The 15,088-nt window shown below is 66.4% G+C and carries 15 protein-coding genes; 5 read left to right on the top strand and 10 right to left on the bottom strand.

From position 1 onward, the window contains the following. Positions 1-16 precede the first annotated feature (16 nt). Entirely contained in the window at positions 17-2,089 is a 2,073-nt protein-coding gene (locus tag EWE75_RS09110; RefSeq protein WP_130156669.1) for a 3-hydroxyacyl-CoA dehydrogenase NAD-binding domain-containing protein, read from the top strand. A 115-nt stretch (positions 2,090-2,204) separates the two neighbouring features. Here EWE75_RS09110 and EWE75_RS09105 read toward each other — a convergent pair whose 3' ends face one another. Next, positions 2,205-2,492: a hypothetical protein gene (locus tag EWE75_RS09105; RefSeq protein ID WP_130156667.1), complete on the bottom strand. Its 288-nt coding sequence runs from the start codon at positions 2,490-2,492 to the stop codon at positions 2,205-2,207. 260 nt (positions 2,493-2,752) lie between these two features. Continuing rightward, a complete protein-coding gene (locus EWE75_RS24965; RefSeq protein WP_165388317.1) occupies positions 2,753-3,316 on the bottom strand; it encodes a TetR/AcrR family transcriptional regulator in 564 nt (187 codons plus the stop codon). A 69-nt stretch (positions 3,317-3,385) separates the two neighbouring features. On the opposite strand from EWE75_RS24965, the gene EWE75_RS09095 reads away from it, so the two are divergent. Continuing rightward, complete coding sequence (locus EWE75_RS09095) at positions 3,386-4,639, top strand: cytochrome P450 (protein WP_130156666.1); 1,254 nt, start codon at positions 3,386-3,388, stop codon at positions 4,637-4,639. Between the two features lie 13 nt (positions 4,640-4,652). Further along, the gene (locus tag EWE75_RS09090) at positions 4,653-5,849 is read left to right on the top strand and encodes an aminotransferase-like domain-containing protein (RefSeq protein ID WP_206364730.1); all 1,197 of its coding nucleotides are present in this window, start codon (positions 4,653-4,655) and stop codon (positions 5,847-5,849) included. On the opposite strand, the gene EWE75_RS09085 is transcribed toward EWE75_RS09090, so the two are convergent. The 5 genes from EWE75_RS09085 to EWE75_RS09065 are packed head-to-tail and all read right to left on the bottom strand — an operon-like array spanning position 5,830 to position 11,134. Beyond that, positions 5,830-6,186, bottom strand: a complete 357-nt coding sequence (locus EWE75_RS09085) for a RidA family protein (protein WP_130156664.1) — start codon at positions 6,184-6,186, stop codon at positions 5,830-5,832. The genes EWE75_RS09090 and EWE75_RS09085 overlap by 20 nt on opposite strands. Next, positions 6,179-7,417 carry an acyl-CoA dehydrogenase family protein gene (locus EWE75_RS09080; protein WP_130156661.1) on the bottom strand — a complete coding sequence of 413 codons (1,239 nt, stop codon included), beginning with the start codon at positions 7,415-7,417 and terminating at the stop codon, positions 6,179-6,181. The genes EWE75_RS09085 and EWE75_RS09080 overlap by 8 nt, the downstream gene beginning before the upstream one ends. 3 nt (positions 7,418-7,420) lie before the next feature. Then, positions 7,421-8,461 (bottom strand): phosphotransferase family protein, encoded by a 1,041-nt coding sequence (locus EWE75_RS09075; RefSeq protein ID WP_130156659.1) that lies wholly within the window; start codon positions 8,459-8,461, stop codon positions 7,421-7,423. Then, positions 8,454-9,377: an SDR family NAD(P)-dependent oxidoreductase gene (locus tag EWE75_RS09070; protein ID WP_130156657.1), complete on the bottom strand. Its 924-nt coding sequence runs from the start codon at positions 9,375-9,377 to the stop codon at positions 8,454-8,456. The genes EWE75_RS09075 and EWE75_RS09070 overlap by 8 nt, the downstream gene beginning before the upstream one ends. Positions 9,378-9,394: 17 nt before the next feature. Then, positions 9,395-11,134, bottom strand: coding sequence for an acyl-CoA dehydrogenase family protein (locus EWE75_RS09065; RefSeq protein WP_130156655.1), 1,740 nt, complete (start codon positions 11,132-11,134; stop codon positions 9,395-9,397). 142 nt (positions 11,135-11,276) lie between these two features. On the opposite strand from EWE75_RS09065, the gene EWE75_RS09060 reads away from it, so the two are divergent. After that, the gene (locus EWE75_RS09060) at positions 11,277-12,215 is read left to right on the top strand and encodes an alpha/beta hydrolase (RefSeq protein ID WP_130156653.1); all 939 of its coding nucleotides are present in this window, start codon (positions 11,277-11,279) and stop codon (positions 12,213-12,215) included. A gap of 7 nt (positions 12,216-12,222) precedes the next feature. On the opposite strand, the gene EWE75_RS09055 is transcribed toward EWE75_RS09060, so the two are convergent. After that, positions 12,223-13,182 carry a LysR family transcriptional regulator gene (locus tag EWE75_RS09055; protein ID WP_130156651.1) on the bottom strand — a complete coding sequence of 320 codons (960 nt, stop codon included), beginning with the start codon at positions 13,180-13,182 and terminating at the stop codon, positions 12,223-12,225. A gap of 55 nt (positions 13,183-13,237) precedes the next feature. After that, the gene (locus tag EWE75_RS09050) at positions 13,238-13,537 is read right to left on the bottom strand and encodes a hypothetical protein (protein ID WP_130156649.1); all 300 of its coding nucleotides are present in this window, start codon (positions 13,535-13,537) and stop codon (positions 13,238-13,240) included. A gap of 123 nt (positions 13,538-13,660) precedes the next feature. Between EWE75_RS09050 and EWE75_RS09045 the strand changes: the two genes are divergently transcribed. Then, complete coding sequence (locus tag EWE75_RS09045) at positions 13,661-14,248, top strand: nitroreductase family protein (protein ID WP_130156647.1); 588 nt, start codon at positions 13,661-13,663, stop codon at positions 14,246-14,248. A gap of 5 nt (positions 14,249-14,253) precedes the next feature. On the opposite strand, the gene EWE75_RS09040 is transcribed toward EWE75_RS09045, so the two are convergent. Further along, complete coding sequence (locus EWE75_RS09040; RefSeq protein WP_130156645.1) at positions 14,254-15,036, bottom strand: FadR/GntR family transcriptional regulator; 783 nt, start codon at positions 15,034-15,036, stop codon at positions 14,254-14,256. Positions 15,037-15,088 lie beyond the last annotated feature (52 nt).

The raw sequence follows: 15,088 nt of genomic DNA, 5'->3' as shown, positions 1-15,088 counted from the left end.
AAAGGGAGACGAGAGGATGTCGGTCGAAGTGTCTCGGTCGGGCGCCACGACTGTAATCCGGTTCGCCAATGGTGCGGTGAACGCGCTGTCGATTGGTAACGGCTTCGTCGGCCTCCTCGACGCGGCGATCCGCGACGCCGCAGCCGACCCGGCCTGCACTGCGATCATTGTGGCGGGGGCGGGTCGCATGTTCTGCGGTGGCGCCGATATTACGGATTTCGACGGCGACCCGGAGCGGGTCGATGCGTTGCGCGACCTGATGAACATGGTCGAGGCGTGCGACACCCCGGTCATTATGGCGATCCACGGCATGGCGCTGGGTGGCGGCCTGGAACTCGCGCTCGCGGGCCATTACCGCGTCGCGCAGGGGGGCACGCGCTTCGGCCTGCCCGAAGTGACATTGGGACTGCTCCCCGGTGGGGGCGGCACGCAACGCCTGCCACGGCTGATCGGCGCAGGCCCCGCGCTCGACATGATGCTGTCCGGCAAGCCGATCACGGCCGAGCGCGCCAAAGCACTGGGGCTGGTCGATGCGGTCGTCGATGGTGACATCGTCGAGGCCGCGCTTGCGGTGACGGCGGCGGCACCGCCTGCGCTGCGGCGGACCGGTTCGCTCGCGGTGCCGGGTGATGTCGCGGATGCGGTCAGCCTGCACCGGGTCGGCCAGCGCACCGGGTTGAACGCCGCGCCAGCGCGCATCCTGGATTGCGTCTCCTCGCTCAGCGACGATCTGGAAACCGGGCTGGCGGGGGAGGCCTCGGCATTTGGAGCGCTGATGCGGTCCGAGGCATCGCGCGGGTTGCGCCACGCCTTTATCGGGGAACGCGCGGTGGCGCGCATCCCCGGCCTCACCCCTGATGTACGGGCACGCGCAATCGGCAAGGTCGGTGTCGTCGGCGGCGGGCTGATGGGAACCGGGATCACGATCGCGCTGCTTAACGCCGGGTTTCCGGTCACGATGGTCGAGCGCGGCAACGACGCGCTTGCCCGCGCCGAAACGACGATCCGCAAGACGATCACGCGTGATGTGGAGAAAGGCCGTATCGAACAATCGGTCGCCGACGCACGGATCGGCGCCTTTACCGCCGCGACCGCGCTCGAAGCGCTCGCCGAGGCGGATCTCGTGATCGAGGCGGTGTTCGAGGACATGGCCGTCAAGCAGCAGGTCTTTTCGGCGCTCGACGCGATCACCCGGCCCGACGCGATTCTTGCCAGCAACACGTCCACGCTCAATCTCGATGCGATGGCGAACCTGATCGCCGATCCGTCACGGCTGGTCGGCCTCCACTTTTTTTCGCCCGCGAACATCATGCGGCTGCTGGAAGTGGTGCGAACCGATCGCACCGCCCCCGATGTTCTGGCGACGGCGATGGCCTTCGGCAAACGCGTCGGCAAGATCAGCGTCGTTTCGGGTGTCTGCGACGGCTTCATCGGCAATCGCATGTTCGAAGAATATCTGCGGCAGACGTGGCTGCTGCTGGAAGAAGGCGCGCTGCCCGAACAGATCGACGGCGCGCTGGAACGCTGGGGCATGGCGATGGGGCCGTGCCGGACGATGGATCTGGTCGGTCAGGATATCGGCTGGTCAATCCGCAAGCGCCGTGGGGTGGAGCAACCTGACCGGCCCTATTCGGGCGTGATCGACCGAATTTGCGCACTCGGCCGTTTCGGACAAAAGACCGGAAAGGGCATCTACGCCTATCCTGACGGTCGCACCGCGACACCCGATCCCCACGTTGCTGCGCTCATCGTCGAATACTCACGCGAGATCGGATTGGAACGGCGCGCTATTGCCGACGAGGAGATCGTCGATCGCTGCCTGCTCGCGCTCATCAACGAGGGTGCGCGTATCGTTGGCGAAGGCATCGCCTATCGCCCGGTGGACGTCGATGTCGTGTACCTCAACGGATATGGCTTTGCCCGCGAACGCGGCGGCCCGTTATTCCAGGCAGACCTTATCGGCGCATCGCCGCTCCTCGCGCGGCTGCGCGACTATGCCACCCGTCGCAACGGCTGGGCCTGGGCGCCGGCCCCACTGATCGAGCGCCTCGCCGCCGACGGGGGCCGGTTCGCGGATCTCAACGCGTAGCTTTTCTCACGAGTGTAGATGACCGACGTCTTTCTAGTGTCGGCGGCTCGGCTCCGGGCCGCTTGTCGCATTCACCGCAGCTCGACGTCGCGATTGATGCGGCTGCGGCTTCGGATCATGCAAGCGCCTCAACCAGGTCTTTGCACTCCTGCAACCCGAGACGGGTTGCTTCTCGGGCAATTTTGACCGCCTCCAGCTTGCGGCCCGCTGCAAGCAAAGCACGCACCTGCTCTGCGATTTCGGGCGGCAAGGTGGTCAGCGGGGCGGCTGGCGTCTCCGGCTGATACACCGACTTCGGGCTACCAAGCAAAGGATCGGTGCGGCGTGACGTGCTCAGGATTCGGGCGGTCATCAGCAAGAAGACCAGCCCGATGAGAATCAGGATAGGGACTGGGACGAACATCCTCGCTCCTCCACGGGAAAGCGTGTGATTGACGTAAGATCAACGATATAGACTAACTCGATCCTCGATTCACACACCCGATAAGCATCAGGCGGCTCCCGAACCCTGATTGCACCCTTCAAGGATATGGTCGAACGCTCGCCGCAGCAGTCCGAATGCCACTGGCGCGCAGCGGCTTCGTGCATTGGGCGCAATGCGGTCCGGCCGCTTGGCGACCGGGACCCGTTCGGCAAGACATATGTCGCGTGCTGATATCGAGGTTACGCTCCGAGGATCGCCAGAAGCAGCCGGCGGAACCGTATTGTATGTTGCGGGTCGGGTCGCCGTGCCCACTGCCCGATTAAGCCCAGAGCCGCTTCGACATGAAGTTGCGCTTCGGCGGCGTTCAACTCCGCTCGCTCGGTGAGGAGCAGCTCGGCGAGCTGCGCGACAAGTCGCGAACGGATCTCGTCCAGCCGCGCGCGGTCGGCCGGTTCCATCTCCGCCACGGTCGATTGCAATAGCCCGATCACAGCGCCTTCCCGCTGTGCGTGGCGCGCCAACGCGTCGGCCATTGCGCCCAGTCGCTCGCCTTCCCCTGCCCCCGCCACCGCATCCGCAATCTCCCCCATCGCGGTCCGCGCCGCGCCTTCCAACAGGGTGACCAGCAATTCGGTCTTGCGCGCGAAATAGCGGTAGATTCCCGGACCGCTGATTCCTGCGGCTGCGGCGATGGCATCGATACTCGACGCCGCATACCCACGCTCCTGGAACATAGCCGCCGCCGCCGCCAGGATAACTGCCCGCCGCTCGTCGGGTGCCATGCGCGTTCGCACTTTTCTCATCGCATTTCCGGCTAGCAGACTCCTGTTGGCGATGCTAGTAAACGATCGTTCATTTAAGGAGTCCTTAGCATGGCAACCGCGCGTCCGCTGGCCGACCACGCCTGTTTCGATCCTGATGGCTTCGCGCGTCATGGCTATCCCCACGACATCTGGGCCAAGATGCGGCGCGACACGCCGGTCGCCTGGCACGACGACGGCATTCGCGAACCGTTCTGGGCAATCACCCGCTACGAGCACATCACCGCGATTGGAAAGGACAGCGACAGCTTCATCAACGCACCCGGGGTCACCATCCTGCGCAAGGACCAGATCGTAGCGGCGGATGCGCCGCGCGTGCCGTTGCTGCTCACCATGGACCCGCCCGAACATCACAAGAGCCGCATGGTCCTGCGCGACCGATTCAAGCCCAGCGTGATGCGCGCGCTGGAAGCGCATATCATCGCGCGCTGCCGCGAGATCGCCGACGAGGTCGCAGCAGCGCGGGTGCGTACCGCCGAGGGCGACGGCCGGATCGATTTCGTCGAGGCGATCGCGATGCGCCTGCCGCTCGACGTGATCCTCGAATTGCTCGGCGTGCCAGGCGAGGACCGCGACCAGATGTATCTCTGGAGCAACGCCGTGATCGGCAGCGAAGACCCCGAATATGGGGACGTCGATACCCCCCGTGAGGCGATCGTCGCCGCGCAGCAGGCGATGTTCGGCTATTTCGCGCGCTTCATCGCCGCGCGCCGCGCCGCGCCGCGCGAGGACTTGGTCAGCCTGCTGGTCGAGGCGCGGATCGACGGGACCCCGCTGAGCGATCGCGAGATTCTCGGCTTCTGTTTCCTGCTCGCCATCGCCGGCAACGAGACCACCCGCAACGCCACCAGCGGCGCGATGCTCGCCTTGATCGAAAATCCCGAAGCCAGGGCCGCACTCACCGCCGATCCGGCGTTGATGCCGACGGCGGTCGAGGAATTGCTGCGCTGGGTAACCCCGATCGTCTATATGGCCCGCACCGCCACGCGCGACATCGAGATAGGCGGCCAGACCGTGCGCCAGGGCGAGAAGGTCGTCCTGTTCTACCCATCCGCCAATCGCGACGAGAGCGTGTTCGACGCCCCGTTCACGCTGGACCTCGCGCGCCGTCCCAATCGGCACCTAACCTTCGGCTTCGGCCGTCATAGCTGCCTCGGCAACGATCTCGCCCGGATCGAGTTGCGCGCGGTGCTGAGCGAATTGCTGACGCGCTTTCCCGGCATGGAATTGGCCGGCCCGATCGATCGCCTGCGCTCCAACTTCGTCGGCGGCATCAAGCATATGCCGGTGGTGCTGGCCGCTTGAGACGGAGGATTGGATGACGGACTGGCACGCTCTCTATGCGTCACGAATGCGCGATGTGGTCGCCTCCGACATCCGCGAGCGGATGAAGCTGCTCGCCGCAAAGGAGATCATCCACCTCGGCGGCGGCCTGCCCGATCCCGATATCTTCCCTTACGCTGCGGTCGCCGCCGCGTCGGACCGCATCTGGAGCAACCCCACCCTCGCCCGCACCGCGCTTCAATATTCGCCAAGCGAAGGGCATGGGCCGCTTCGCGCCTGGATTGCCGACTACATGACAGGCATCGGCGCCCCCTGCGGTGTCGAGAATATCCTGATCACCAGCGGATCGCAGCAAGGCCTCGATTTCGTCGCGAAATTGCTGCTCTCCCCGGTCGACCGGGCGATGGTGGAGATCCCCAGCTTCATCGGCGCGCTGCGCGCATTCGACGCTTATGAACCCAACTATGTCGGCCTCGCCGGCGGCGATCCGACCGGCGTGAAATTCTGCTATGCCGGTCCAGATTTCCGCAACCCCACCGGCACCACCATGTCGCTCGCCGAGCGCGAGGACTTGCTCGACATGGCCGATGCCAGCGGCATGGCGATCCTCGAGGACGGTTGCTACGAGCGCCTCCGCTATGACGGCCAGCCGATCCAGTCGCTGCTCGCGCTGGCCTGTGCCCGCCACGGTAGCATCGAGGACGTGCCCGTGCTCTACACCGGCACCTTCTCCAAAACGATCGCCCCGTCGCTCCGCATTGGCTGGATCGCCGGGCCTGCGGCGGTGATCCGCAAGCTTGTGCTGATCAAGCAGGCCAGCGACCTCGCCACCAGCGCGCTCAACCAGATGCTGCTGCTCGATGTGGTTCAGCATCATTTGGCGGATTCGACCGCGACCGCCTGCGCGGCCTATCGCGGACGCCGCGATTCGATGCTGGAAGCGCTGGCGGAGCATATGCCTGCTGGCGTCCGCTGGACCCGGCCCGAAGGCGGACTCTACGTGTGGGTCGAACTCCCCAAGCACCTCGACGCAACGCGCCTTACCCAGCGCGCCCTTGCCGAGCACGGTGTCTCCGCCATCGCCGGTGCCGCTTTCTACCCGCGCGGCATCCCCGCCGAACGCAACACGATGCGTCTCAGCTTCTCGATGATTCCGTCCGAGCCCGCGCGCCAAGGCGTCGCCCGGCTCGGCGCACTGGCAAGCGAAATGCTCAGTTCACCGCAGCGGTGACGGCGATCTCCAGCGCGTAATCCGGCGACGCCAGGGCGGTCTGGATCGTCGTCCGCGTCGGCGCGCAGCCGGGTACGACCCAGCGGTCCCAGGCGATGTTGAGTGCAGGCAGTGAACCGATATCGGTGAGATAAAGGTTGGCGGTCAGCAGCCGCGATCGGTCGGTCCCCGCTTCCGCCAACAACAGGTCGATCCGCTCGAGCACTTCGCGAATCTGGTCCGCCGCCGCGCCGCCGCGATGATCGATCGCCACTTGTCCCGACAGCGAGACCACGCCTCCATGCACCACGGCGCCGCTCATCCGCGGATTGCTTGCCAGACGTTTGATCTCAGCCACGCACGCTCTCCTTGAAGCGCCGATATTCGAGCCGAGCGATTGCCCGGTTGTGGACCTCGTCCGGTCCGTCGGCCAGGCGCAGCGTCCGCGCCAGCGCATAGGCGGCGGCAAGCGGGAAATCGCTGCACACCCCCGCCCCGCCATGCGCCTGGATCGCGTCGTCGATCACCTTGAGCGCCAGCCGGGGGCCGGCGACCTTGATCATCGCGATCTCGCGCTGGGCGACCTTGTTGCCGACCTTATCCATCATGTCCGCAGCCTTGAGGCACAGCAGACGCGTCATCTCGATCTCGGTTCGCGCCTCGGCGACACGCTGCTCCCAGATCGATTGGTCGGCGATCGTCTTACCGAACGCTTCGCGGCTCAGCAGCCGCACGACCATCGCGTCCAGCGCCATCTCGGCAAGCCCGATCGCGCGCATGCAATGGTGGATACGGCCAGGCCCAAGCCGCCCTTGCGCAACCTCGAAGCCCCGGCCCTCCCCCAGCACGATGTTCTCGGCAGGCACCCGCGCATTGTCGAAGATCACCTCGCAATGGCCGTGGGGCGCATCGTCATAGCCGAACACGGGCAGCGCCCGCCCGATCGTCACCCCCGGCGCATCCACCGGCACGAAGATCTGGCTGTGCCGCGCGTGCCGCTCGGCATCGGGGTTGCTGACCCCCAGCACGATCAGCAGCTTGCAGCGCGGATCGCCCGCGCCCGAAATCCACCATTTCTTGCCGTTGATCACATAATCGTCGCCCTGCCGATCGATCCGCGTCTCGATATTGGTCGCGTCGGAACTCGCCACCCCCGGCTCGGTCATCGCGAAGGCCGAGCGGATTTCGCCAGCCATCAGCGGCGTGAGCCAGCGCGCCTTCTGCTCGGCGGTGCCATAGCGGTGGAGCACCTCCATGTTGCCGGTGTCGGGGGCGGAACAGTTGAACACCTCAGACGCCCAGGGAATCCGACCCATCTCCTCCGCGCAGGGCGCATATTCGAGGTTGGTCAGCCCCGCCCCGCGATAGCCGCCCTCGTCATGCGCGGCCGGTGGCAAGAACAGGTTCCACAACCCCTCGACCTTCGCCTTGGCCTTGAGTTCCTCGATCACCGGCAGCACGCGCCACCGCGTCGGACCCTCGGCAATCTCGGCATGATAGCGTGCCTCGGCAGGGGTGACGTGGGCCGCCATGAAGGCGCGCACGCGCTCCAGCCAGTGCGTCTGGCGTTCCGAATAGGTAAAATCCATCGATCAGCCTCTTGTCTGTGCCAGCGCGAGTTCGGCGATCCGTTCGAGCTGCTCCACCGCCGCTGCGGCATTGGGCGACGACGCGGTGCCGCGGATCATCCGCCCCTTGATGCCGTGGATGATCGCGCCCAGCCGGAACAGGCTGAACGCGAGGTGGAAATCCAGCCGCTCGATCCCGTCGCGGTTCGTCCGGCGGCAATAATCGGCGATATAGTGTTCTTCGCTCGGGATGTTCCGTGCCGGCAAATCGAGCCCGGCCAGCCCGGTCGAAAAGCCCGGCGGCATCCGGTATATCATCAAATGGTAGGCGAAATCGGCCAGCGGATGCCCGAGCGTCGACAGCTCCCAGTCGAGCACCGCGATCACCCTCGGCTCGGTGGGGTGGAACAGCATATTGTCGCAGCGGAAATCGCCGTGGACGATGCTGACGTCGTCGCCGGGCGGAATATTGGCGGGCAGCCACTCGATCAGCGCGTCCATCGCCGGCACCCGGCCAGCGTCGGCGTCTTCCAGATACTGCCGCGACCAGCGCCCCACCTGGCGCTCGAAATAATTACCCGGCCGCCCGAAATCCCCGAGTCCGATTGCCGAAGGATCGATCGCGTGTAGCCGCGCGATCGTCGCGTTCATCGCGTCGAAATAGGCGGGCCGTTCTTCGCGCGAGACCTCGGGGAACGCCGTGTCCCAGAAATTGCGGCCCTCCACCATCTCCATCACGTAGAAGATCGTGCCGATCACGCTTTCGTCCAGGCACAGACCGAACGGGCGCGGCACCGGAAAGCCGGTGGCGTGCAAGGCCGAGATCACCCGATATTCGCGATCCACTGCATGCGCGCCTTTGAGCAAGATGCCCGGCGGCTTGCGGCGCAGCACGTAATCGCGCTCGGTCGTGCGCAGGCGATAGGTCGGGTTGGATTGGCCGCCCGAGAACTGCTCGACCGCCAGTGGTCCATCGAACCCGGTAACATGATTCTCCATCCACCGCAGCAGCGCTGCCTCGTCGAAACGATGCTCGGCCCGGACGCCGGCCAGCGCCTCAGCCATTGGCGGCAGCGAGCATTAACCCGGGCACCCGCGACAATTCGTGGCGCGGCTGCTCCGGCCCGGTCGGCGGCACCATCTCGCCGCTGCGGTCGGCGATCCGGTCGAGCCCGGCCAGCACCTGCTCCGCCGCGTCCTCGCCCGCGCCGACATATAGCCCCTTGGTGAGCGTGATGTGCGCGATTTCGAAGCTGCCCGCGCCCGCGCACAGGATCGTGCCCGTCGGCGCATCGTCGCACACCAGCGCCAGCATCCCCGGTGACACCCGCCCCGGATCGAGCGCAACCAGCTCCGCTTCGCTCATGATGTCCGCTGTCATCCGGGTCGCCGCAGACGGTGCCAGCGCGTTGACGCGGATGTCATATTTCCGCCCCTCCTGGCTCAGCGTCTTCATCAGCCCGACCAGCCCCATCTTGGCCGCGCCGTACTGCGACTGGCCGAAATTGCCGTAGAGCCCCGACGACGAGGTCGTCATCAGGACCCGTCCGAAGCCCTGTGCGATCATGATGTCCCACACAGCCTTGGTGCAATGGACCGTTCCCATCAGATGCACGTCGATCACGGTGCGGAAATCGCTCAGATCCTGCTTGGCGAAGGTGCGGTCGCGCAGAATGCCGGCATTGTTGACCAGAATGTCGATGCGGCCCCAGGCGGACATCGCCTGGTCGACCATCGCGCGCACCTCGTCGAATTCGGTCACATTGGCGCCGTTGGCGATCGCCTCGCCGCCGGCCTGGCGGATCTCCTCGACCACCCGTTCGGCCATGGTCGCGCTGCCGCCGCTGCCGTCGCGAGCACCGCCAAGATCGTTGACGACCACCTTGGCGCCGCGCTTCGCCAGCAGCAGCGCGTGCGCCCGGCCCAGGCCGCCGCCCGCGCCGGTCACGATCGCCACACGGCCGCTCAGATCGATCCGCATTCTCTTACTCTCCCTACTCACAGAAATTCGGCCGGAACCGCAGCGCCGATATCGCTGCCCGCCGCGATCGGGCGCAGCCATGCATCGATTTTTGGCAACTCTCGCTCGAAGAAATAGCGGCAGGCCCATAGCTTGCCGCTACGGAACGCATCCTCGGGCGCATCGACGCTGAGCAAGGCCCGGTCCAGCCACTGCCAGCCCACCACGCCATGCCCGAACGCGCGCAGCAGCGCGGTGGCGTTGGCTGCCATCCCTCCCGGCCCGGCATCGCGAAGCGTTTCGACCGCGTCCGCGATCCGCTGCCACCAGGCATCGAGCACCAACGCGTGCCCGGCAAGCGTTGGCAGCGCAGCGGCAGCAATCGCCGTCTGTGCGATCCGCCCGCGCAGGAGCGCCAGCGCCGCGCCGTCGCGCAGCTTGCGCCCCACCAGGTCGAGCGCCTGGATGCCGGTGGTGCCCTCGTGGATCGTGTTCAGCCGATTGTCGCGCCAGAGCTGCTCGACGTCGAAGTCGCGCGTATAGCCGTAGCCGCCATGAACCTGGATCGCGATGTCGTTCGCCGCCAGCCCATATTCGGACGCCCAGGTCTTGGCTATCGGCGTCAGCAGCCCCAGCAGCGCCTCGGCCTCGACATCCTCTTCGGCGCGATCGACCAGCTTGGCGCAATAGAGCACCAACGCCAGCGCGCCCTCGGCATAGCATTTGGCGGCAAGCAGCATATCGCGCACATCGGGATGGCCGATGATCGCCTGCGAAGGTCCGCCGCCCGCGCCAAACGGCCGTCCCTGCGTCCGCTCGCGGGCATAGACCAGCGCATGGCGATAGCCGCGATAGCCGAGCGCCGCCGCGCCCAAAGCCACGCCGATCCGCGCCTCGTTCATCATCTTGAACATCTGCGGCAGGCCTTGCCCCGGCGGGCCGACGATCCAGCCGATCGCCCCCTCGCCTTCGCCCAGATTGAGCAGGCAGTTGGTCGTGCCGCGATAGCCCATCTTGTGGTTGAGCCCCGCCACGGCGACGTCATTGCGCTCGCCCGAGGGCAGTATCTTGGGCACCACGAACAGCGAGAGCCCGCGCGTCCCCTCCGCCGGCGGCGCGCCCGGCGCGGCCACCTTGGCGAGCACGAGGTGGACGATATTCTCGCTCAGATCATGGTCGCCACCCGAGATCCACATCTTGTTGCCGGTCAAGCGATAGCGCTCGCCCAGCGCATCTTCGCCGTCCGCCACGGCGCGCGTCGCGACATCGCCCAAATTCGATCCTGCCTGCGGTTCGGACAGGCACATGGTGCCGAACCACCGCCCCTCGATCTGCGGCAGCGCGAACTGCTCGATCTGCGCCGGATTGCCGAACGCCGCCAGCAGCCGCGCATTGGCCGTCGTCAGCATCACATAAGCGGCGGTGGACACGTTCGCCGCGAGGAATTGCGCAAAAGAGGCATTGGCGAGCAGGCTGGGCAGGCCCAACCCGCGCAGTTCGGGCGGAAAGCTCGCCGAGAACAGGCCCAGCGCAGCATATTCGCGCAGCGCCGCGCCGATCTCGGGCAGCGCAAGGACGCCGCTCTCATTCTGATACGGCTCGATGCGGTCGGCCGTCTTGTAATGGGGCAGGAAGGCGCTGGCGGCGAGCCGCGCGGAAAGGTCGAGGATCGCGTCGGCGCTCTCGCGGTCGATCGCATCGCCGCAATCCTCCGCAAGGTCCAGCCAGTCCCAGAGGAGGAACTCCAGTTCCTCGCGCGCGATCAGATATTCGCTCATTCCACTCCGTTCCCAAGGTCCACGCCATAGGCCGCAGGCTCGCGAAGCGTCGAATACCAAGGCCTCATCGAAGGCATCGCAATTGGGCAATTGCGCGCGAGGGCATGTGCCGAGCATCGTCGGGGTCACGTCAGGAGGCCGGATGGGACCGCTCGATCCCGAAATGCAGGCGATGCTCGATCGCCGCAATGCGCTGAACCTGCCCGGCTTCAGCGCGGGGACGGTGGCCGACGTGCGCCGCACCTTCGCGCAATCGCAGGCGGCATTGCCCCCGGACCGCGGCGCAAAGGTCGCGCGGATCGAGGATTTCTCGATCCCCGCTCCGCACGGCGCCGTCCCTGCGCGCCGTTACGTCGCCGGCGCCACCGCGCACGGCCTGATCCTCTATCTCCACGGCGGCGGCTGGGTGTTCGGCACGCTCGACGCTTTCGACCCCGTCTGCCGCCAACTCGCTTTTGTCACCGGCGCGGAGGTGGTCAGCGTCGACTATCGCCTCGCCCCCGAACACCCCTTTCCCGGCCCGCTGGACGACGCCTGGACGGCGCTGCTGGCGCTGGCCGGCGCGGGGCCGGTCGCCGTGATGGGCGACAGCGCGGGGGGGAACCTCGCCGCCGCGCTCGCGATCCGCGCACGCGATCACCGGGGGCCGCACATCGATCTCCAGGTCCTGCTATATCCGGTATTATCGCCCGATTTCGAACGACCGTCCTACGCCCAATTTGGCCGCGGCGACTATTTGATTTCGACCGAGGACATGCGCTGGTTCTGGAACCACTATGTTCCCGTAGCCGACCGAGCCAATCCCGAAGCGGTGCCCCTTTTAGCCGATCTGGCCGGCCTGCCCGAAGCGATCGTCGTGCTCGGCGGCTGCGATCCGCTGCACGACGAGGGGCTGGCGTATGCCGCCCGGCTGCGCGCGGCAGGCGTGGCGGTCAGGCTGCGCGACCATCCGGGGATGGCGCACGGCTTCTGCACGCTGATCGACCTGCTCTCCGCCGCCAACCGCGAAATCGATGCGATCGGCGGCTTGATCGCGGGTGCGTTCGCAAGCGCCCGCACGGCGCCATCCGACACCCGTTAACGGGACGCTAGCCCTCGGTCTCCTTCAGGCGCTGCTGGACCATCTCCACGAACCGCCGAATCAGCGGCGAGGTGCCGTTCTTCGACCACAGCATGCTGAGCGGCAGCGGCAGATCGAGGTCGGCGAGGTCGCGCAGCACCACGCCCGGCGGGGTGCGATCCGCGCGGGCAGCGGTGACGATGCCCAGCCCGATGCCGGCTGCCGTAAGTTCGTAACCGATATCGACCGCGGAAACTTCGACGGCGATGTTGGGCGAAATCCCCTGGGCATCGAACGCCGCGATCATCCGGTCGAACAGCCGCGGCGAGGTATGCCGCGCCGGCCACAACAAGGGCTCGGCGGCAATGTCCTGCAGCGATACCATTTCTTTGACCGCGAGCGGATGGTCCGCAGGCAATACCAGTACGAACTTGTCGCATCCGACGGCGAGCGTTTCGAACTGATCGCGGTCGGTCGCCTCGTCGATGACGAAGGCCACATCGATCTCTTCGGCAAGGAGACGGCTCCGCTGCGCGTCCGAGGTCAACGGATAGGCGCGCAATTCCACTTCGGGATGCACCGTGCGGAACTCGCGCAGCACCGCCGGCAGCACCGGCCGCCGCAACATCGCCTCGGAGAAGGAAACCCGCAACGTGCCGGTATCCCCCTCGGCCATGCGGCGGACGTTGCGGCGCGCCTCCTCGATCGACAACAGGATACGCCGCACATCATGCGCCAGCGTCTCGCCGGCCGGCGTGATCGCCACGCCCCGCGCCTGGCGCTCGAACAATTCGATACCGCCCAGTTCGCGCTCGAGATCGGCGATGCGGCGCGACAAGGCCGATTGCGCAATATTGAGGCGTTCGGCGGCGCGGTGAAGGTTCTGCTCTTCTGCAACGGCGAGGAAGAACGGGAAATGCTTGGCGATGCGCAGCGTGCGCAGGGTCGCCACCTCGCGCGGGACCGAGGAGGAAAGCGAGCCAGACATGCTCGCCGCTATGGTGTTTGCCGAGGCCGCAGGCCGGTGTTCCGGCGCGGCCCGCTCACCCGAGCGCCACACGGACGACGGCCCTGGCGCAGCGATCCTGCGCGCGCATCAGAATTTCGACATCGGCGCGATTGCTGCCATCGAGATGCCGCGCCATCACCCGGCCGGCGACCCGATCGGGAGCAAAGCGCTCGTCTTGGGGATGCATCGACACCAGCGACGCCGTCGCAGCGCCCGACCATTGGCGGACCATCGAACAGGCGCGCTCTGCCAGCGAGGCGCCGCTGTCGGCGCGCTCGTCAAGCTCGACCGGCTGGCCCAGCAACACATCGGTAAACCGAATGGCAGCTTTCATCCAAACCTCTCCTTAAATTGCACACTTGTTATATGTGCTATCTTTTAAATGTTAGACCATTCAGCTACGATCGTCAAACGGGGATGCGACGACAGGGTCGCACCGCACGGGGGAGAATATCGCATGGCATCGACAGCACCCACCCTATCCGATCTATCCGCTGCCGATATCCTGGCACTGCGCCGTTCGCCGATGCCCGATGCGTTGGTGACGCCGGGGCCGAGTCGCGCCGAGATCGATCGCCTGGTCGAAATCGCGCTGCGCGTGCCCGATCATGGCCGGCTGAACCCGTGGCGGCTGGTGCTGATCGCGGGCGACGCCAAGGACCGCTGGGTCGAGCGGCTTCTCGCGCTGGCCGAGACGCGGGAGGACGCCGCCAAGGTCCGCGTCAGCACGCGCAAATTGGCGTCGGCGCCATTGGTGGTGGTCGTCGTCTCCGCCGCTGCACCTGGCCACAAGGTTCCCGAATGGGAGCAAATCTTGTCCGCCGGGGCGGTGTGCATGAACCTGCTCAACGGCGCGCACGCTTTGGGCTATGGCGCCAATTGGTTGACCGGCTGGCATGCCTACGACGCCCAAGCGACTGCGCTGCTCGGCCTGGACGAGGGTCAGAAGGTCGCCGGAGTCGTGCTGGTTGGAAGCGTTGCCGAGACAGCCCCGCCCCGCCCGCGCGCAAAACCGGAAGACATCGCGCGCTGGCTGACGCTCTGATCCGCTCAGGCCCGCAGCATCTCGGCCTTGATCGTCACGCCGGTATCGAAGCCATGCCGCCGCTCGCCGATTCCGCCCGAAAAATGCTCGCGAATCGCGCGCTCGGCGCTCGGCGCATCGCCTTCTTCGATCGCGCGATAGATCCGCTCATGCTCGCGCTGCAGCGACAGCCGCACGGAGCGATCGGAGAAGCTGCCATGAACCGAGCGATCGACCGCCAGCACTTCGACCTGCGCCGACCACAGCCGCTCGAGCGCCCCGACGACCAGGCTCATCGTCTCGTTGCCGCAATTGCTGACCAGTTCGGTGTGAAAATCGCGGGCCAGCACGATGAACGTCTTGGGGTCGTCGATCGCCGCCATGCTCGCATCGATATTGGCGCGCAGCTTGGGCAGCACCGTCGTCTCGCGATCGGGACGAAGCGCTGCCTCGGCGGCGCAGGCCGGCTCGAGCAGCCGCATCCCGTTGAGCAGATCGTAGAGCGAGACCGCGCGCGCCTCCAGCACCAGGCCCAGCATATAGGCGGCGGTGCCCGGATGAGGCACATGGACCACCGCGCCGCCGACATTGCCGCGGATCACGGTGACCAACCCCTCGGTCTCGAGAATGCGGAACGCCTCGCGGATGCACGGCGGGCTGACGCCGAATTCGGCGAGCAGGTCCTCCTGCTTGGGCAGCATGTCGCCATCGGCCAGTGCGCCCGACAGAATGCGCGAACGCAGGCTGGAGGCAACGATCTCCGCCACCCTCGGCTGGCGCAATCGCCGCTTCTTCGTGACCTCGCTCACATCGCCCCCTCGGCCTTATCGCATTCGACCTTTTTGCAATAGGCGCGCACTA

Source organism: Sphingomonas populi (assembly GCF_004208535.1).
Taxonomy (GTDB): Bacteria; Pseudomonadota; Alphaproteobacteria; order Sphingomonadales; family Sphingomonadaceae; genus Sphingomonas; species Sphingomonas populi.
This window is presented reverse-complemented; position numbering and strand designations above follow the sequence as displayed.

Excerpts from the sequence above, each read along its gene's own strand:
- EWE75_RS09060 (WP_130156653.1), top strand. The coding sequence starts at position 11,277 with ATGGGACCGCTCGATCCCGAAATGCAGGCGATGCTCGATCGCCGCAAT.
- EWE75_RS24965 (WP_165388317.1), bottom strand. The coding sequence starts at position 3,316 with ATGAGAAAAGTGCGAACGCGCATGGCACCCGACGAGCGGCGGGCAGTT.
- EWE75_RS09075 (WP_130156659.1), bottom strand. The coding sequence starts at position 8,461 with ATGGCTGAGGCGCTGGCCGGCGTCCGGGCCGAGCATCGTTTCGACGAG.
- EWE75_RS09095 (WP_130156666.1), top strand. The coding sequence starts at position 3,386 with ATGGCAACCGCGCGTCCGCTGGCCGACCACGCCTGTTTCGATCCTGAT.
- EWE75_RS09070 (WP_130156657.1), bottom strand. The coding sequence starts at position 9,377 with ATGCGGATCGATCTGAGCGGCCGTGTGGCGATCGTGACCGGCGCGGGC.
- EWE75_RS09105 (WP_130156667.1), bottom strand. The coding sequence starts at position 2,492 with ATGTTCGTCCCAGTCCCTATCCTGATTCTCATCGGGCTGGTCTTCTTG.
- EWE75_RS09080 (WP_130156661.1), bottom strand. The coding sequence starts at position 7,417 with ATGGATTTTACCTATTCGGAACGCCAGACGCACTGGCTGGAGCGCGTG.
- EWE75_RS09090 (WP_206364730.1), top strand. The coding sequence starts at position 4,653 with ATGACGGACTGGCACGCTCTCTATGCGTCACGAATGCGCGATGTGGTC.
- EWE75_RS09065 (WP_130156655.1), bottom strand. The coding sequence starts at position 11,134 with ATGAGCGAATATCTGATCGCGCGCGAGGAACTGGAGTTCCTCCTCTGG.
- EWE75_RS09050 (WP_130156649.1), bottom strand. The coding sequence starts at position 13,537 with ATGAAAGCTGCCATTCGGTTTACCGATGTGTTGCTGGGCCAGCCGGTC.
- EWE75_RS09045 (WP_130156647.1), top strand. The coding sequence starts at position 13,661 with ATGGCATCGACAGCACCCACCCTATCCGATCTATCCGCTGCCGATATC.
- EWE75_RS09055 (WP_130156651.1), bottom strand. The coding sequence starts at position 13,182 with ATGTCTGGCTCGCTTTCCTCCTCGGTCCCGCGCGAGGTGGCGACCCTG.
- EWE75_RS09110 (WP_130156669.1), top strand. The coding sequence starts at position 17 with ATGTCGGTCGAAGTGTCTCGGTCGGGCGCCACGACTGTAATCCGGTTC.